Origin of the sequence: Massilia sp., from assembly GCF_031995545.1 — a bacterium.
Classification (GTDB): domain Bacteria; phylum Pseudomonadota; class Gammaproteobacteria; order Burkholderiales; family Burkholderiaceae_D; genus Telluria.
This window is the reverse complement of sequence record NZ_DAMAGA010000029.1, coordinates 31,342-48,547: the sequence shown is the minus strand read 5'-3', so window position 1 is coordinate 48,547 and position 17,206 is coordinate 31,342. Positions and strand designations below refer to the sequence as shown.

The 17,206-nt window shown below is 57.1% G+C and carries 15 protein-coding genes and 1 tRNA gene; 4 read left to right on the top strand and 12 right to left on the bottom strand.

The genetic code is table 11. The features are described 5' to 3' along the window. Positions 1-6: 6 nt before the first annotated feature. On the top strand, positions 7-1,608 hold the full coding sequence (locus tag RTQ83_RS17975; RefSeq protein WP_312517382.1) for a PepSY domain-containing protein: 1,602 nt from the start codon (positions 7-9) through the stop codon (positions 1,606-1,608). Positions 1,609-1,801: 193 nt separating this feature from the next. On the opposite strand, the gene RTQ83_RS17970 is transcribed toward RTQ83_RS17975, so the two are convergent. Next, entirely contained in the window at positions 1,802-2,608 is an 807-nt protein-coding gene (locus RTQ83_RS17970; RefSeq protein ID WP_312517379.1) for a fatty acid desaturase, read from the bottom strand. Between the two features lie 351 nt (positions 2,609-2,959). On the opposite strand from RTQ83_RS17970, the gene RTQ83_RS17965 reads away from it, so the two are divergent. Beyond that, positions 2,960-4,003 carry a biotin carboxylase gene (locus RTQ83_RS17965; RefSeq protein WP_312517377.1) on the top strand — a complete coding sequence of 348 codons (1,044 nt, stop codon included), beginning with the start codon at positions 2,960-2,962 and terminating at the stop codon, positions 4,001-4,003. A 73-nt stretch (positions 4,004-4,076) separates the two neighbouring features. Here RTQ83_RS17965 and RTQ83_RS17960 read toward each other — a convergent pair whose 3' ends face one another. The 5 genes from RTQ83_RS17960 to RTQ83_RS17940 all read right to left on the bottom strand — a co-directional run bounded on the left by RTQ83_RS17960 (position 4,077) and on the right by RTQ83_RS17940 (position 9,533). Further along, positions 4,077-5,642 (bottom strand): TerC family protein, encoded by a 1,566-nt coding sequence (locus tag RTQ83_RS17960; protein ID WP_312517374.1) that lies wholly within the window; start codon positions 5,640-5,642, stop codon positions 4,077-4,079. 90 nt (positions 5,643-5,732) lie between these two features. Next, on the bottom strand, positions 5,733-7,085 hold the full coding sequence (locus RTQ83_RS17955; RefSeq protein WP_312517371.1) for an amidohydrolase family protein: 1,353 nt from the start codon (positions 7,083-7,085) through the stop codon (positions 5,733-5,735). 75 nt (positions 7,086-7,160) lie between these two features. Then, positions 7,161-7,982 (bottom strand): sterol desaturase family protein, encoded by an 822-nt coding sequence (locus RTQ83_RS17950; protein ID WP_312517368.1) that lies wholly within the window; start codon positions 7,980-7,982, stop codon positions 7,161-7,163. 21 nt (positions 7,983-8,003) lie between these two features. Next, positions 8,004-8,741, bottom strand: coding sequence for a PEPxxWA-CTERM sorting domain-containing protein (locus RTQ83_RS17945; protein ID WP_312517366.1), 738 nt, complete (start codon positions 8,739-8,741; stop codon positions 8,004-8,006). 348 nt (positions 8,742-9,089) lie between these two features. Further along, positions 9,090-9,533 carry an FKBP-type peptidyl-prolyl cis-trans isomerase gene (locus RTQ83_RS17940; protein WP_312517364.1) on the bottom strand — a complete coding sequence of 148 codons (444 nt, stop codon included), beginning with the start codon at positions 9,531-9,533 and terminating at the stop codon, positions 9,090-9,092. Between the two features lie 269 nt (positions 9,534-9,802). Between RTQ83_RS17940 and RTQ83_RS17935 the strand changes: the two genes are divergently transcribed. After that, positions 9,803-11,350 (top strand): carboxylesterase family protein, encoded by a 1,548-nt coding sequence (locus RTQ83_RS17935; RefSeq protein ID WP_312517361.1) that lies wholly within the window; start codon positions 9,803-9,805, stop codon positions 11,348-11,350. 252 nt (positions 11,351-11,602) lie between these two features. Further along, positions 11,603-12,694 carry a DUF4062 domain-containing protein gene (locus RTQ83_RS17930; protein WP_312517358.1) on the top strand — a complete coding sequence of 364 codons (1,092 nt, stop codon included), beginning with the start codon at positions 11,603-11,605 and terminating at the stop codon, positions 12,692-12,694. Positions 12,695-13,085: 391 nt separating this feature from the next. Here the strand turns inward: RTQ83_RS17930 and RTQ83_RS17925 are convergent, their stop codons facing one another. From RTQ83_RS17925 to RTQ83_RS17900, 6 genes are all read right to left on the bottom strand, one after another. Further along, positions 13,086-13,559 (bottom strand): hypothetical protein, encoded by a 474-nt coding sequence (locus RTQ83_RS17925; RefSeq protein ID WP_312517355.1) that lies wholly within the window; start codon positions 13,557-13,559, stop codon positions 13,086-13,088. 1 nt (position 13,560) lies between these two features. Then, positions 13,561-13,908 carry a hypothetical protein gene (locus RTQ83_RS17920; protein ID WP_312517352.1) on the bottom strand — a complete coding sequence of 116 codons (348 nt, stop codon included), beginning with the start codon at positions 13,906-13,908 and terminating at the stop codon, positions 13,561-13,563. 283 nt (positions 13,909-14,191) lie between these two features. Further along, the gene (locus tag RTQ83_RS17915; RefSeq protein WP_312517350.1) at positions 14,192-15,220 is read right to left on the bottom strand and encodes a hypothetical protein; all 1,029 of its coding nucleotides are present in this window, start codon (positions 15,218-15,220) and stop codon (positions 14,192-14,194) included. An 84-nt stretch (positions 15,221-15,304) separates the two neighbouring features. Further along, on the bottom strand, positions 15,305-15,877 hold the full coding sequence (locus RTQ83_RS17910) for a hypothetical protein (protein ID WP_312517347.1): 573 nt from the start codon (positions 15,875-15,877) through the stop codon (positions 15,305-15,307). Further along, a complete protein-coding gene (locus RTQ83_RS17905) occupies positions 15,870-16,700 on the bottom strand; it encodes a hypothetical protein (RefSeq protein ID WP_312517344.1) in 831 nt (276 codons plus the stop codon). The genes RTQ83_RS17910 and RTQ83_RS17905 overlap by 8 nt, the downstream gene beginning before the upstream one ends. 228 nt (positions 16,701-16,928) lie before the next feature. Next, positions 16,929-17,019: transfer RNA gene (locus RTQ83_RS17900), tRNA-Ser, on the bottom strand. Positions 17,020-17,206 lie beyond the last annotated feature (187 nt).

Sequence of the window (17,206 nt, the reverse complement as noted above, 5' to 3'; positions counted from 1 at the left end):
CTCACGATGCAAACGCACTTCAAGCGCTGGCTGTTCCTGATCCACCGCTGGCTCGGCATCGCAGTGTGCGTGCTGTTCGCGATGTGGTTCGCCTCGGGCATGGTGATGATGTACGTCGGTTATCCGAAGTTAACCGAGGCCGAACGGCTGCAGCACCTGCCGCGCCTGAACGCGGATGCGGCGCTGCTGGCGCCTGCGCAGGCCCTGGCGAAGGCCGGCATCGCCGGGCCACTGGACGAGTTGCGACTGGCTGCTGCCAGCGGTGGACGGCCCGTGTATCTGGCGACGCCACCACGTGCGGCGGCAGGACACGGGCACAAGCCGGAACCGAAAGGCAGCGGCGCGGTGGCGATCGATGCCGTCACCGGCGCACGCCTGCAACGGGTCGACGAAGCGCATGCGACGGCCAGCGCGGCAGCTTACGCAGGCCCGGACGTCGCGTTGCATTATCTCGGCACGGTGGACGAAGATGCGTTCACCCACTCGCGCGGGCTGGACGCGCACCGTCCGCTGCACCGGGTGCAGATGCTCGATGAAGCGCACACCCTGCTCTGGATCTCCAGCCGCACCGGCGAAGTGGTGCGCGACGCGCCGCGCACCGAGCAGCTGTGGAACTATGTCGGCGCCTGGATCCACTGGCTGTATCCGTTCCGCGGCAATGCCTTTCAGCCGTATTGGACGGACATCGTCAACTGGTCGTCGATCGTGGGGGTAGTGGTGGCCTTGACCGGGACCGTGGTCGGCATCATGCGCTGGCGATTCAGGAAGCCCTACCGCAGCGGCGCGCGCACGCCGTATCCAAGCGCGATGATGCGCTGGCATCACATCAGCGGGCTGCTGTTCGCGCTGGTGACGATCACCTGGATCTTCAGTGGACTGATGTCGATGAATCCGTGGAAGATCTTCGACAGCGGCGCGCCGAAGCTGCAGCTGGCGGCGATGCAGGGCGGGCCGCTGGCACCGTCATCGCAGGATGCGGCGCCAGCGGCCTTGTTGCAGGCGGCCGGGGGCGACGTGCGTGAACTGCGCTGGGTGCGCGTGCTGGGCGAGGACCGGGTGCTGGCGCAGCGCGCGGGCGGTGCACCGCTGGTGCTCGATGGCGCGGCGGCGCGTCCGGTGGCACTCGACGAAGACGCCTTGCGTGCTGCGGGATCGAAGCTGGTGGCCGCGCCGCTGGCGCGCGTGGAGCGGCTGACGCAGTACGACCTGTATTACTACGCGCGCGATGCGCACACCATGATGGGCGGCGTGGAGAAGCCGCTGCCGATGCTGCGCTTCGTGTTCGACGATCCGCATGCGACCTGGGTGCATGTCGATCCGCATACGGGGCTGGTGCTGGGGCAGCTCGACAGCGGCAAGCGCACCAGCCGCTGGCTGTTCGCGATGCTGCATTCGTGGGACTGGCTGCCGTTGCTGGAACGGCGGCCGTTGTGGGATCTGGTGTTGATCGTGTTGAGCGTGGGCGGGTTGCTGCTCAGTGTGACCGGAGCGGTGATCGGGTGGCGCAGGCTGGGGAAGAAGCTGGGCGAGGAGCGGCAAAAGCACGACATTCTCGCTGAAGATGTACCAGTGCTGGCGCGGTCAGCGGCTAGCTCCACCAACCTTTGATCCGTCATTCTCGCGAAGGCGAGAACCCGAGTTCTGCATGCTCTGTTACTAGCGTAAATGTCAGTGGCTGAGCGTGGAAACTTGGGTTCCCGTCTTCGCGGGAGTCATCGCTGCCAGTGGCAGGGATGACGGTTTTTAGGGTAACGATAGAGCTCAGATGACGAAGGATGCAAACATCTGAGCGTGGCAGCGCTTACTGCCCCGCCGCCCCCGCCACATGCCTGCGCACGCGTGGCTGATCCCCCTCCGCCAGGCGATCCACGTGATTGATCTTCACCAGCCTGACCAGCGACAGCGTCCGGATCACCAGCCACCCCGCATCGAACTCCCACCACTTCATCGACAGCTTGGCCGACGCCGGATTGGCGTGGTGGTTGTTGTGCAGCTCGGCGCCGCCGAAAATGATCCCGATCGGGAAGAAGTTGCGCGAGTCTTCCTTGCTCTGGAAGTTGCGATAGCCGACCACGTGGAAGATGCCGTTGATGAAGCCGGACGCCCAGAACGGCAGGATCGACAGCTGGAACAGCCAGATCCAGAACCCGTTGGCCACGCCGAACAGCGCCATCTCGACCGCCAGGAACACCAGCGCGCCGTGGAAGCGGTGCTTGGTGTACAGGTGCTGGTCCATCCAGTCTTCCTTGATGCCGACGCCGTAGGCCTTCACCAGATCGGCATTGCGCGCAGCCTTGCGGTACAACAGCGTGCCCTTGGACAGGATGGTCCACAGGCCGTGGATGCGCGGGCTGTGCGGATCTTCTTCGGTGTCGCACTTGGCGTGGTGCTTGCGGTGCACCGCGACCCAGGTCTTGACGGTAACGCCGTAGGTGGTCAGCCAGATCCACATCCGGAACAGCTGGCACAGCAGCGGGTGGAAGGTGATCGCACGGTGGCTGCGCGAGCGGTGCAGGTACAGCTCGCTGGCGAAGACGGTCATGATGTAGGAGCCGGCCATCGTCAAGGCGACGCCTGTTGGGCTGAGTTGGATGAATCCTTCGAACACGTTGTTTTCTCCCTGGTGTGGACCGGACGTTGCGACGTCCTGAATTGATGGGAGAAGAATAGCTTGCTACTGCTGAGTTCGAATTGGTGATTAGAGCGGGATTTCGGCCGCTAATTGCTTCAATAATGACAAAAGATGGTTGTGCGGTTTGCGTGTCCTGTCTGTTACCAGATGCCTGGTGGCTATGCGCGGGACCTAGGTCCCCGCCTTCGAGGGGATGACGCTCAGGGGCTAACAAAATAACAAAATTGAAGGGCTGTTATAGTTACCTTTAACGTAATTATCCATGTGAGCCGCATGCTGAACTGTCCAGACCCACGCCAACAAACCGTCGCCCTCCTCTATCAAGCCATGCCGCCGCCAGTCATCGATGGACTGCGCAAGGATGCCAAGCCAGGCGGCTATTCGGACAGTGGCGCCGATATCGCCTTCGCACTGCGCAGTGCCGGCGTGCGCGTCGTGACGCCGCAGCCGGAACCCGATCCCGCCGATGCGATGGACTGGGTCTTCCCCGACACGCGGGAAGGCATCGCCGCCGCGCTAGATGCCGGCGCTACCCTGCTGTGGGCCAACACCGTATTGTTCGCTGGCCATCCGCTGGAACGCGTGATGGACAAATGCTGGATCGTCGGCCAGTTGCCGGCGGCAATGCAGACCGCGGACGACAAGTTCGCCACCAACGCCCGCCTGCGCGCACAAGGTCTGCCGGTGGCCGCGTCGCTGCTGGCCGCGCCAGTGGCTCGCGAGGGTGTCCACGCGCTGGCTTCGTTGACGCAGCAGACGCTGGCCGAAAATGGCCTCGGGTTTCCCTTGATCGTGAAGCCGGTACGCGGCCGCGGCAGCCAGGGGGTGACGCAGGTCGACAACCACGCCGCCTTCATGCAGGCGGCCGACCAACTGATCACATCGAAGCTGTTTGGCGCCGACCTGATTGTCGAGCAATTCCTGATCGGCACCGAAATGACCGTCACCGTGATGCCAGCGCAAACCGGCCAGGACGGCGTGACGCGCGCACCGTTGCCGCTGCCACCGGTGCGCCGCTTCAACCACGATCACGGCGTGGCGCCCTATAACGGCACCGTCGCCGTGACCAGCAACAGCAGCGCGCTGACGGCGGACGAGCAGAGCGACCCGCAAGTGGGCGCCATGCTGGAAGCCTGCATCCGCGCCACCCGCTTGGTGGAAGCACGCGCGCCGATCCGCATCGACTGTCGCGCCGATGCCGATGGCGTCCTGCACCTGTTCGACCTCAACATGAAACCGAACATGACCGGCGCCGGCCGTCCTGGCCGCGACGACCAGGACAGCCTGAGCGCCATCGCGGCGCGCGCTTACGGGTGGGATTACAGCGAAGTGCTGCTGCGCATGCTGGACGATGCGTGGAAGGAAGCGTGAACCGAACGCCGCGGCATTGCGCCGCAGCGTGATACCGGGCCGATGCACCTGAAGTGCACCGGCCCGTTGCCAATTACGTCTGTGCGGACGGCTCGTCCGCATCGGCCGCGATGCGGGTGATCAGCACGGTGGCGATGCGGCGCTCCAGCACCTGCACCACCTCGAAGCGCAAGCCCTGCACCTCGACCGACTCGCCCGGCTGCGGCAGCGAACCGAAGCGCTCAAGCATGAGGCCGGCCAGCGAGGTGTAGTCGTCGTTCTCGCTGACCAGCTCATCCACCTCGAGCACCTGCTCCAGATAATGCAGGTCGGCCGTGCCGTCGACGCGCCAGCGGCCCGGGCCGTCTTCCTGCACCACCGGTTGCTCGTCTTCGTCCGGGAATTCGCCGGCAATGGCTTCCAGGATGTCGATTGGCGTCACCAGGCCCTGCAGCGTGCCGTACTCGTCGGCGATCAGCACCAGCTGGCCGTGCGAACGTTTCAGGCGCTCCATCACCTTCAGCACGCCGCTGGCTTCCGGCATGATGATCGGGGCACGGATGTGGGCCGGGTCGATCGCGCCCAGTTGCGTCAGGTCGCCGATCAGGTCCTTGGCGCGCGCCATGCCGATCACTTCGTCCAGCTCGCCGCGGCAGACCGGGAAGAAGCCGTGCGGCGTGGCCAGCAGCTGCTCGCGGATGACCTCGGCGTTGTCCTCGATATTGATCCAGGAAATGTCCGAGCGGTTAGTCATGATCGAGCGTACCGAGCGTTGCGACAGGCTCAGCACGCCGCTGACCATATGGCGCTCTTCGGCCTCGAAGGCCGGCTCTTCGGCGGTCTCGGCCACGGCTTCGGCTTCGTCGCTGTGCTCGTTACGCGGCTTGCTGCCCAGCAGGCGCAGCACGGCGTCGGCGGTACGGTCGCGCAGCGGGATGTGCGCTTCCTTCTTGACGAAGTTGCGGCGCGCCAGCTGGTTCAGCGCCTCGATCACGACCGAGAAGCCGATAGCAGCGTAGATATAGCCCTTCGGAATGTGGAAGCCAAGGCCTTCCGCGATCAGGCTCAGGCCGATCATCAACAGGAAGCTCAGGCACAGCACCACCACCGTCGGATGCGCATTCACGAAGCGCGTCAGCGGCTTGGAAGCGAACAGCATCACGCTCATCGAGATCACGACGGCGGCCATCATGACCCACAGCTGCTCGACCATGCCGACCGCGGTGATCACGGCGTCGAGCGAGAACACGGCGTCGAGCACGATGATCTGCGCCACCACGGCGGCGAAGCTGGCGTACTCGCGCTTGCCGGTCTGGACGTGCGACTTGCCTTCGACGCGCTCATGCAGTTCGAGCGTGGCTTTAAAAAGCAGGAAAATACCGCCGAGCAGCAGGATCAGGTCGCGGCCGGAGAACGACAGCGCAGCGATGGAAAACAGGGGTTGTGTCAGCGTCACCATCCACGAAATCACGGATAGCAGGCCGAGGCGCATGACCATGGCGAGCGTCAGACCGACGATACGGGCTTTCTCGCGCTGATGCGGGGGGAGTTTGTCCGCCAGGATGGCGATGAAGATCAGGTTGTCGATGCCGAGGACGATCTCGAGCACGACGAGAGTGAGCAGGCCGACCCATATATTCGGGTCTAAAAGCACTTCCATTAGGGTAAGTTGGTAGTTAGGGAGAGGTCATTGTACGACATGGCGCCCGGACGCCGGAAAAATGCGGCACCGGGCACCATTGAGAACATCTCAGCGCGCCGCCGCTCCGGTGCTGCCCTCGCCCGCCACCGGCACGCCGCGCAGCCATACCGCGTGGATCTTGCGGGTGTTGCGGATATCGTCCAGCGGATTGGCGTCGAGCACCAGGATGTCGGCCTGCTTGCCGGCCACCAGCGCGCCGCGCTCCTTGTCGATGCCCAGGATCGCCGCGTTGACCGAGGTGCCGGCCTGCAGCGCCTGCATCGGCGTGAAGCCGGCAATCGTCAGCAATTCCAGTTCGCGGTGTTCCGCAAAGCCCTGGATGCGCGGGATGGTGGCGCCGGAATCAGTGCCGAGGCCGACCTTGATGCCGGCCTTGTGCAGCGCCAGCGCGTTGGCCTTGGCCACCGCCAGGTCTTTCTTCGAGACCTCCTTGACCTTGTAGTTCGGGCTGTTGAGCCACTCCCACACGCCCTGGTCGAGCGCCCCCTTGAAGAACGGCTGCTCCATCCAGTCAGGCTTGTCGGCATAGACGAAGAACGCTTCGTCCAGGTCGAGCGTTGGGATGTAGGCGATATTCTTCTGCTTCATCAGGCCAATCAGCTCATCGTCCACCGGCTTGTCGCGCACGCTGTGGCCGAACAGGTCGACGCCGTCGCGCGCCAGGCGCTTGGCGTCTTCCAGGTAATACACGTGGGCCGCGACCTTCAGGCCGTGCCGGTGCGCCTGCTGGATGACTTCGCGGTACAGGGCCGGGGCCATCTTGCTGGTCTTCTTGTCGCCGAAGTCGTCGACCCAGACCTTCACCAGATCAGGCTTGAGGGCGACCAGTTTCTTGAAGTCTTCGCGCACCGCGGCGACCGTGGTCGGACGATACACCTGGTCCATGCCCATGGCGATCGGCGGCGCCCCGTCCTTGACGCCGAAGCCGTGGCCGGCGGTGAGGATGGTCGGCAGTGTCAATTTGCCGGCGCGCTGGTCGTCGCGCATCTTGAAAATGAAATCGTGGTCGGTGCCGAACACGGCCACCGTGCCGATGCCGTGGCGCATGTACTTCTGCAGCTGGCGCGTGACATTGGCTTCGGTAATGTTGGCCGCGCCCGAGGTCGTGCCGTCCGTGATGCCGAGGTGGGCGTGGCCGGCGATCAGGGCCGGCATCAGGGTCTTGCCGCGCACGTCCACCACTTTGGCGCCGGCTGGCGGCTGCGCGCCCTTGGCCTGGACCGCGGCGATGTGTCCGTCGCGGATCACGATATCGCCATCCATTGGCGCACCGCCATTGCCGTCGATGATGCGGCCACCCTGCAGGACGGTGACCTGAGACGCCGGCTGGGCCATTGCTGGCGCCGCCATGGCGAAGGAAACGGCGCCGGCCATGGCAGCCAGCAGCTTGTGAATACGCATCGGACACCTCTGTCTGAATGTGGCTAATTGCTTAATGTTAGCCCATCGATAAGGATCGTGCGGTGCGCCTTGTGCTCAGCCCTGCGTCGCCGGCGCCTTCCTGGATGGCAGCAGCGGGTCGAGTAATTGCCCCGTCAACGTATCCGCATGCGGCGTGTCGGTGCCGACCTCGGCCGGCCAATGTTTTGGCAGATAGTGGCTACCAAACAGACGGTCCAGGAACGGCAGCGTGGACGCGTAGTTGCGGTCGATGTGGTCGTGGCGCGTGTGGTGCCAGTGGTGGAAGGCCGGCGTGGTGACCAGCCACTCGAGCGGGCCCAGGCGCCAGCGCAGGTTGGCGTGGATGAAAAAGCCCCACAAAGTGCCGAGCACCAGCAGCGCGGCCGGCGCCCCGCTGCCCGCGACAGTCGGGCTCGCCAAACCCAGCAGGTACAGCGGAACCAGGCCGAACAGGCGAGTGACAACCATGTCGACCGGATGGCTGCGCGTGTTGGCCAGGAAATGCATGCGCTCGGTACTATGGTGCAGCGAGTGAAAGCGCCACAGCCAGGGCAGCTCATGGCTCAGGCGATGGCCCCAGTAGAAACCGGTCTCGGCAACCAAAAAGGCGAGCGCCAGGCGCGCCGCCAGCGGCAATCCGGCAATCGCCTCAACGAAACTCGACGGCACCAACTGCTGGGCCAGCGCCGCGAGCAGCGCCATCGGCAGCGTCAGGAACACGATCGGCACCAGGCTGCTGATGAAGTAGTACGCGAGGTTGTGGCGCAGTTCAGGGTTCGACCCCTCGTGGCGCTGGCCGAACCAGCGTTCCAGCGGCACGAACAGGGCCGTCAGCAGCGCCAGCCAGACGCACAGGCGCAGCGCCCCGGTAGCAAACTCGATCGGCGAAAAGTGCACGGACAGTGCGGTCAGCAGTACTTAGACCGGCGCGACCATGCGGCGGCGTGCCAGGAAGGCCAGCAGGCCGAGGCCGCCGAGCAGCATGGTCCAGGTCGCCGGTTCCGGCACGGCCGCTTCCAGCGCCACGTCGTCCAGCAGCATGAACGGCGGCGCGCCCGGCGCGATGCCCTTGGCCAGGAACGACAGCACTTCGCTGACGCCGGTCGCGGTGAAGGTCATGGAAGCGGTCTTCCAGCCGCTGAAGCCGCCGTCCGCCAGGTCCAGCCCCTGAGTCTGCTGGGTAGCGTTGCCGAAGCCGACTTCCCAGTAGTTTTGCTTGTTGACACCGCTGAAGCCGGACTGCTGGGCCATCGCGTAGTCGAAGGTCAGCGTGTAGGCCTTGCCGATCGTCAGGCCGGTGACGGTTTGCGACAGCACGCCGGGCCAGTACACGGCGTCCGAGGCGAACACATTGCCGCCGCCGGGGGAGGCGGTGTAGCCGTTGCCATTGTCACGCAGCCAGATCGCCGAGTCCCAAGTGTTGGCGATGGTGCTGTCGAGCACGAAGTTGTAGCCGCCATCGTTGCCGTTGCTGCTGGTCCAGCCGGTAAGCGTGGTGCGATCGGCACGGTTGGTAACGTGGGAAGACAGCTGCTTGTTGCCGCCGTTGGTGGTCGACTCGAAGTTGCCGTTGACCAGGATCGGGGTCGCGTTGGCAAAGGTGCTGCCAAGCGCGGCGGCAGCGGACAGGCACAGCAGGACAGACTTGATACGCATAGGGCGCAAGCTCCAGTAAGGATGGAAGTAGGTAGACACTGTCGGCGTTTTCCGGGCCGACGACAGATCGACGATGGACTCTCTGTCGAACTGGAGATGCAGTCTGCGGGTTGAGGCAGAGTATTAATTACTACTGGAAAGATTCTATCAGAATCTAACTAGATGTATTCAATATCTCAAGAGTGTGTGAGCGGCAATAACGTAAATACAACACATTGCCGGAAAGAACTTCAATTACGGAGGCATTTGAAGCTGATCGCCGCGTGTGGAACACTAACCTGATGACTCGTCCTCGCCTCGATCAGCGTTTGCGCACCCATCGATCGACGGGCGCGCAGAAAGTATCACTTAGCGGACGTCGAGCAATTCGACTTCAAAGATCAGGTTGGCGTTTGGCGGGATCGGACCGGCGCCACCTGCGCCATAACCCATTTCCGGCGGCAGGATCAGCGTGCGCTTGCCGCCGACCTTCATGCCCTGCACGCCCTCATCCCATCCCTTGATGACCTGGCCACCACCGAGCGGGAAGCTGAACGGGTTGCCGCCCCGCGACGAATCGAACTGGGCGCCGTGCTGCGATGGCGCGGTCGGATCGAACAGCCAGCCGGTGTAGTGGACGACGGCGGTGGAACCTGCGATTGCTTCCTTGCCGGTGCCTGGGACCGTGTCGATTTTCTGGAAGGCCACGACGTTGGCCGTTGCGGCCGGGCGCGGCTGCTCCGCGCGCTTGCAGCCGGCGACTGCCAGCGTAAGGGCCAGGCCGAGGACGGAGTAGGAAAGCAGTCGTTTCATCTTGTTCTTTCGTGGGGTTGATCGAATGGGCGCAGCATACACCAGGAAGCCTGGGCTTGCCTCAGCAATATCTTTCAGGCACCTTTGCTATATCTACAAGCCATTGCTCATCTAAAAACATGCGGGGTCAGATCCGAAAAGTCGACACGGGCTGAACATTACGTATTTTGATTGTTCCGTGTGAAGCTTGTAGATGTTCAGCCGGCGTCTATATCGGCGCTGACCTTGCGCGACAGATTCGAAGTCATCTACCGATAAGGAAAATAAGAATGGTGTTGTTTTCGTTGAAAACCTTGCTGGGTGTGTTGCTGCTTCTGCACCTGCCGATCACCATGGCCCAGCAGGTCTCGGTGTCCGGCGGCAGAGTTAGCGGCCTCGCCATGCCCGATGGCAGTACCATTTTCTATGGCATCCCCTACGCGGCCGCGCCAAGCGGCCAGCTACGCTGGAAGCCGCCGGCTCCGCGTGCGCCGTGGGCCGGGGTGCGGGATGCCGGCAAACAAGCGCCCGCGTGCGTGCAGGCGGATGCAGGATGGAACGCCGCCCTCATTAAAGACGCCAGCGAGGATTGCCTCACGGTGGCGATTCACACGCCGACGCTCGATCGGCAAGCACGGCTGCCAGTGCTGGTGTACATCCACGGCGGTTCCAATGCCGCTGGCGCCGCCGGCAGCCTGGAGCAAGACGCGCTGCATCGTGAAGGCATCGTGCTGGTCAAGATGCAGTACCGGCTCGGTGCGTTCGGTTTTCTCGGGCTCGAGGCGCTGCGCAAGGAAGATCCGCATCAGTCATCGGCCAATTACGGCCTGCTCGACCAGATTGCGGCACTTAAATGGGTACAGACCAATATCGCCGCTTTCGGTGGCGATCCGGCACGCGTCACCATCAGCGGTAGCTCGGCAGGCGCCACTGACGCTTTGTTCCTTACCTACTCTCCACTGGCGAAGGGACTGTTCCAGCGAGCCATTATTCAATCGGCGGCCCCTGGCGCACCGCGCACGGCCGCGCACAGCGACGCCATGGGCAACGAACTGCTGGCGCGACTAAAGCTGCCGGCGGGGACTGCAGGCCTGGCGGCTCTGCGCAAGCTGCCTGCGGACAAGATCAACGCGGCCGCGCTCAATCTCCCGGTATCGCCTGGTGTCGATCCCAGCTTCACGTGGGAACAATTGAACCTGGATGGTTACGTCCTGCCGCACAGCTACGCTGCTGCCCATGCCAATGGTGCCGGGCGGGATATAGCCATCATCATCGGAAGCAATACGCAGGAGCTAGGGGGTGATCGCAAGCAGGACGCCGGCGCAGCAATGGTGCAGGCGGCATTCGGCGCGAAGGCGGCCGCTGCGCTGCCCTTATACGGCTACCGCGATGGCAAGGCGCCGGACGCCGATCCGCTGCTCGGCAACGTACCGACCCAGGTCATGACTGATATGTGGTTCCGCTGCCCTGCGCGCTGGCTGGCGCATCGCATGCGCGACGCCGGGACACGGGTGTGGCGTTACGAATTCGGCTTCGGCGCGCCTGGTTCGGGCAAGCCGCCTGAACACACGACCGAGATGGACTACGTGTATCACGCGCGACCGTCTGCGACGCCGCCGGGCGACTGGCCGCCGGTGCAGCGCTACTGGGCGAATTTCATTCGCAATGGTGATCCCAATGGGGATGGCTTGCCGGTTTGGCCGATGGTAGCGCAGCGCGACAGTTCAATCTCGATCGCGCCGCATGGCATAGCGGCCAAGGTTAATGCGCGTGCTGAGTTGTGTGATTTGCTATTCCGGGGAGTCGACTATCCACCATCGGCTGTCGTTCCGAATTAAGTTCGAGCGGGGCAGCAAAACAGAAAAGCCCCTGCAACGAGACTTTTGAATGTTGTTGGGAGAGGGGTGGGAATTCGCCCCCCGATAGGCTATGAACCAGGCATCCTATCGCGATACAGTGGTTGCAAATCAACAACTACCTTCTACTGAGTTGCGCTATAGTACTAGTATGATCGGTTACCTACTATCTAACGTGCGACCGATCATAACCTCTCAATAGCACACTTAAACTCATACACTCTTTCAATAATTATGAAACGTCGACTTCAAGTGTTCATTTCAAGCACTTACAAAGATTTGTTGCTGGAACGTCAAGCTGCAGTAAGTGCTATTTTGAAGGCCGGCCATATACCGGCAGGCATGGAATTATTTACTGCGGGCGATCGTTCTCAAATGGAAACGATCAAACAATGGATCGATGAGTCTGACGTATACATGCTCATCTTAGGCGGCAGATATGGATCAGTTGAACCTGAATCGGGAATGGGATATACTGAGCTCGAGTATGATTACGCGCTTGAACAAGGTAAGCCAGTTTTCGCAATCGTAATTAAAGACGACGCTCTTGAAAGAAAGGTAAAGAAAGAAGGCTTGGATTTTATTGAAAGAGATAATCCAAAGCTACTAAAAACATTCCGCGATAAAGTTCTAACGAACATTTCCTCATTCTTTGAAGACGAAAAAGACATTAAACTTTGCGTCTACGAGAGCCTTGCTGACTTTGCTTCAAAACGCGAACTTAGAGGCTGGGTGCCAGCCGATGCCGTTGTTGACACGAAGCCCATGTTCGATGAAATAGCAAAACTTGCTGAAGAAAATCGAAAACTTAAAGAATCTCTAGCAGCACTGGAGCAAAAGGCGGCTCAACAGAAAAGCAAAGCACAAGATTTATTCGCCGAGTTGCAGAAAGTGCTTACAGCAATTGAAATAACTGTCCCTGCGTCGTTAAATAAAGGTAAAGAAGAAAAAGCGGATCTACTCAACCTCTTCTATGCCAACAAGGAAACTCTTATAAGTGGAGTGACCAACGCAATGAATGCTAACGAAGCAGAGATGTTTTACTACACCACGATTTGTCCTAAGTTGCAGGTGCATGGCTTAGCAATTAACGAGAAAGTGGCTGGTGTTAGGTACCGTCGCTTTGCTATTACTGCACTAGGAAATAGTTTCTTGGCGTATATGGAGCGAAATATTTTACTAAAAAGCAAGGATCTGACCAAATCCTCGGTGATTTCGACTCCTAACGGAACTGTCAGCGACTCCACTCAAGCTGCGAAAACCGACACAACCAAAACTACGGCCACTAAAACCATTAAGACCGCTACGAAATCTAAGAAACCCTAGTAAGGCTTCTGCGGTTATCCACGGCGCCGCTCGCCGCCCAATGAACAGGGCAAGAGCGAGCGGCGCGTTGGGTAGTAGGCTTGTCGATGTATAGGACGAGAAGTTCGCACTTGGGGTCGAGCGACAAAGGGCACACCGGCTCCAAAAAATCTTTCCTTTTGGGACCACCTCCGCCCTGTTTGTCTAAGGGGGACAGCGAAACACGGCTCTCATTAGCCTTCCTGGCGAAGCTAGCTCTGTGATTCGCGATTGGCGATTGGCGAGCAGTGATTGCATAGTTCTCTTCGCTCCCCTCTTCCCGAGTTTGCATAATTAGGATAAAGGAAATAACGGCAAAATCAACTAACCAATGATATCGAATTTTTATAGACGAAAAAAGCCCCGAAGGGCTTTAATCATAGTGGATTACTTGAGCTACAAAGTATCGCCAGTCAGAGCTATAAAATTCATTTTCTAAATGCTTGGCTTGCACCCTTTTAAAATCTGCCCTTCTTTCTTCCAGACTCATACTACTTTGAGATACTAAAGCTTGAGGGGTTGTAAACCTCAATGATAGCTGCCTGCTGATTTCTTTCGCATAATATCTATCAAAAATTTCTTGCTTTGAGTGACCAGCAGAGTTGAAAAATTTACCGTCTTGCTTGAGCAAGTAAATATCAATCCAGAAGTAGCAAAAAGCTGAAATTGCTAAAACAAAAAAAATCAAAAGGTCAAGATTTTGAAGCAAAAAACCTAATGAGATACCGACGACCAAACCGACAACATAGAAATATTTGTTAGCTAAGTAAAGCAACTTTATTTTTCTTCGCTCACTCTTATCGAAAACCTCTTCTACTTCTTCCCGTAGTCCTGGAACTCTTGCCATATCAACCTACAATTTTAACTACAATATCATAAAGCTCTTCTGCTAATGCAGGAGCTTTCTCCACCTCAATATCAAAATAGTAGACAAGCCCAAAACCGTCTATACGAGGCTTAGACTTTGGATTGCGATACTTCTGAAAAATTGCCTCAAGCTCTTCGACATAAATGTTTTGATTGTCAATTATTTTTTCTTCATTTTCTTTAGTATAACTAAAGTAGTCCCAGCGAACGGTTGCATATTTCGTCCGTTTTTCAATGATGATGTAGGGTAGCTGTTTATCTTGACAAATACGATACCAAGCATTGACCGTTTGACTATTATCGTCTTTATCAACAACAAATTTTTGCATTTTTATCCCATTTAAAACCTTTGAGCACGGCCCCAAACCCGTTCATTCTCAATGTTGAAGCTATCGAGAACTTCGTTAAAAATCTGACTTCATGATCCTGAGGACTACCACCTAGATCAACCAACAGACAACACTGAATTCTGACTGCCCCGCCTTTAGGAGACAGTTGGTAGTAAAGTGTTTAATCTGCGTCAAATTTAACCACCTGCATGAGGATTTGAGCTTCAGCACGGCAAGTACATTAGTCTGCATGGAACTGAATATATGCCAAAACCTGCAGAATTCAAGGCTTGCTGCTCGTAATCAATCGAGGAACACTTCGATAGGGGATTTGCTTACGCGAATCCTCTCTGACTCCTGAAATTTCAAGTCCATTCAGAATAATGGAAGGTTGCTTATCAAGCAGTGTATCGAGATCTTTAGCGATGGCATGGGCTGATTTTGCCACATGCTCATCTATTGCCGTTGTATCTACACCTGCGTCTTTCAACTTTTGAGTGAGGCCAATTACCTTATCCAGCGACTCTACTCGTCTTGGAATTGCGTTAATTCGCCCCTCGACCGTATAGTTATCGTAAGCATAGGTCGCACCACTTTGGATAAACTGAACCATTAGACCTATGACAACAGTACTACCAGCTACTTTCGCCAGCAAACTACCCGACTCGACCTTAGCCATCTCCAAAGGGTGGTCAATTTCAGAAATTTTCAGCAACTCACATAACTCAGAATATATTGACTGAATTGCCTGCAGCCTTAACACAAAGCTTTTAAAATCAAAAGTACCTGACAGTATAATCGTAAGTACATCACCACCAGTATCGCGAGATGGTAAGGGTTGTATTAGCCCCTTGAAAAAATTTAAAGAATTCCTGAAATCGTTAAGCCTTTGGGCCAGCCGAGGTGCCGCGAGTGCGAGAGGAGCAGCATTAGCTGCATTGGGAGTCGCCAAATATGTATCGAAAGCCTCCGCGAAACCGTCGACGTCGAGTATAAGGCTGTCAAGATATTCTGTGCGTTGATTTGTCTTACTCTGAAAATCAATCAAAGAGTCGTGGACGACTTCAAGGGCGGCATAGAATTTCCTTGGAATGATTGACGATTTTCTCTCATGGAACGAATTCAACACACTGAGTAGCGAGCTTGCGTAGGCTGGATTATTCGTATTGGTGCCGACGCCATACAGAGCCTCAGCTATTTGAATCAATGGTTCAGACAGAAGATGAACGGCTCCAACGAAAGCATTCGTCTCGGAAATTCCCTCAACAACCTCATCGACTAACTCAGCAATCTGAAACGATAACATTGACACCTCAAATTTCCATTGATCTGTTGAACAAATCCTCTATGGTCCTGCATATCAGACAGTCTCGGCACCATGCGTGGATGTTAGCGATTAAAGGCTTAGATCATGCGGCGGCCCATCTGGATGCTGATCGAGATAATCTCGCGAATCTGCAGCAAACTGGTATAACAAACCCCAGTATTTTTTGGAAGTATCGATGCCCGAAGCGAAATTTTTACCGGTCAGGGCACAATTTGCATAATATCCAAACATATAATACGCAACATGCGCATCAATTTGACCGGACTTAACAAGTAACGCAATCTCTTCCAAAAAGGTCAAAAACTTTCGCTTCTTATCAGGCATCCCAACACCGGTTGCAAGAGACAGCTCATCGCCATCGATCAGACATAGCACAGAAAACAACTCCGTATTATCGAATAGCCGACGGTGCTGATTTAAAAAAAATTCCGTGCGTTTTAGCTTCCCTGCCGCATTCTTGTCTTCTATATCCTTTTGCCTTTGTTCGTAAAGACGCTCAAGCTCGCGATAAATCTTGTAGAGACCCACGGCACCAACAATTACGGCACAAATAGTCGACAACGCTTGCCAAAAGACGCCCCACTCAGCCATAAGTCGGCAGTCTAATGTTCTTGGGAAGCAGTAAAGCGACGGATCACTCATCTTCAACCTTGAACTCTGCAATCGTGAGTCGCTTAAGTGTATTTGACGAATTGCGAACTGCGTAAGCTCCGATTCTCCGTTTCCCGGCTTCTTCATGAACTCGTTCGCTCATTGAGGCTGCAGCTGCTCTCTGCGCAGAAACGTTTTCCTTGAAACGATCTATCTTGAATGGGATAGTTTCCCCGATTTCATCTAAATAAACGCGGCCATACCCTGATAGCGAATTATATTTCGTTACATTACCGCGCCAATAGGTGAGGTCTTTTTCTTGCTCTCGTATACTGACATAATCTAAAGAGTCGCGGTCCAGCGTAACCATATCACGTACATAGGGTCGAGAAAATGTGATCGTATGTGCGCCCTGTGATTTAATCGGACGATGTAGGCGTTGAAGCGAATTTTCAAGCTCTTCCGCTATTTCCTCAAAGAAAGTCTCGTTCTTTTCTGAGATTTTCCTTACCATTGGTGTATTAGGATCATAGTCCCTACCAATAGCAGCAGAAATACTAGCCGTGAAAAAGTCCCAGAAATTTCCCACTATGACGCTTGGCTTAATTCTTTCAACTACTTCCGCGCCGAATACAACGGTCACGGATTCTTCGAAACAGCCTTTTTTTGCGGCTGAAAGATAGGTTTGGGCACCCTCAGGGGCGGTCAGTCGCTCCCTAATTTCCCCTTGATTGGCGAAGGCGTGAACCACTACGTTTACTACACGCGCAATCCCATCAAGTGACTCTGCCGCTTGATAAAGATTTAGATGACCAGCATCTGCAGTGCTGCCGTCATACCTAATCACGACTTCCAACGATTTGGTCTCTTTCATGCAAATGCCTAGTGGTAAAGTTACCTAATGTTACTAGAGCGTTTGCAATGTGGCAATGTAGTTTGCGCGCTGATATTGCAGGAAGGCAGAAACGAAAGTTGGGTAGCAGAGAAGGCAGAGGCGGAACAAAAAAGCGTCGTCCACTACTCCAAAACCCTACTCCAACCAGAGAAGAAGTTTTGATGGAAAACGCTTTAAATTCAACGACTTGAAAGCAAAGGAAAATTCTGGCGGAGAGAGGGGGATTCGAACCCCCGATAGGCTATGAACCTATACACGCTTTCCAGGCGTGCGACTTAAACCACTCATCCATCTCTCCTGATGGGTGTTCGCGGGACTCCCACGAAGCCACCTATTATAGCAAGTATTCCCATCAGTACAAGACCGATAACCGTATCGCGCTGGCGCATGGTCAGCAGACCCGACAAGCGTTGCTCCCGGCACACCAAGTCTCACGTGACAAATGGTATTGTTGTTCGGATACACATCCGTCGAACACGCTCCCA

What these genes read in the sequence shown, in the direction of transcription:
- RTQ83_RS17975 (WP_312517382.1), top strand. Translation starts at nt 7, where the DNA reads ATGCAAACGCACTTCAAGCGCTGGCTGTTCCTGATCCACCGCTGGCTC.
- RTQ83_RS17965 (WP_312517377.1), top strand. Translation starts at nt 2,960, where the DNA reads ATGCCGCCGCCAGTCATCGATGGACTGCGCAAGGATGCCAAGCCAGGC.
- RTQ83_RS17960 (WP_312517374.1), bottom strand. Translation starts at nt 5,642, where the DNA reads ATGGAAGTGCTTTTAGACCCGAATATATGGGTCGGCCTGCTCACTCTC.
- RTQ83_RS17955 (WP_312517371.1), bottom strand. Translation starts at nt 7,085, where the DNA reads ATGCGTATTCACAAGCTGCTGGCTGCCATGGCCGGCGCCGTTTCCTTC.
- RTQ83_RS17945 (WP_312517366.1), bottom strand. Translation starts at nt 8,741, where the DNA reads ATGCGTATCAAGTCTGTCCTGCTGTGCCTGTCCGCTGCCGCCGCGCTT.
- RTQ83_RS17940 (WP_312517364.1), bottom strand. Translation starts at nt 9,533, where the DNA reads ATGAAACGACTGCTTTCCTACTCCGTCCTCGGCCTGGCCCTTACGCTG.
- RTQ83_RS17935 (WP_312517361.1), top strand. Translation starts at nt 9,803, where the DNA reads ATGGTGTTGTTTTCGTTGAAAACCTTGCTGGGTGTGTTGCTGCTTCTG.
- RTQ83_RS17930 (WP_312517358.1), top strand. Translation starts at nt 11,603, where the DNA reads ATGAAACGTCGACTTCAAGTGTTCATTTCAAGCACTTACAAAGATTTG.
- RTQ83_RS17925 (WP_312517355.1), bottom strand. Translation starts at nt 13,559, where the DNA reads ATGGCAAGAGTTCCAGGACTACGGGAAGAAGTAGAAGAGGTTTTCGAT.
- RTQ83_RS17920 (WP_312517352.1), bottom strand. Translation starts at nt 13,908, where the DNA reads ATGCAAAAATTTGTTGTTGATAAAGACGATAATAGTCAAACGGTCAAT.
- RTQ83_RS17910 (WP_312517347.1), bottom strand. Translation starts at nt 15,877, where the DNA reads ATGAGTGATCCGTCGCTTTACTGCTTCCCAAGAACATTAGACTGCCGA.
- RTQ83_RS17905 (WP_312517344.1), bottom strand. Translation starts at nt 16,700, where the DNA reads ATGAAAGAGACCAAATCGTTGGAAGTCGTGATTAGGTATGACGGCAGC.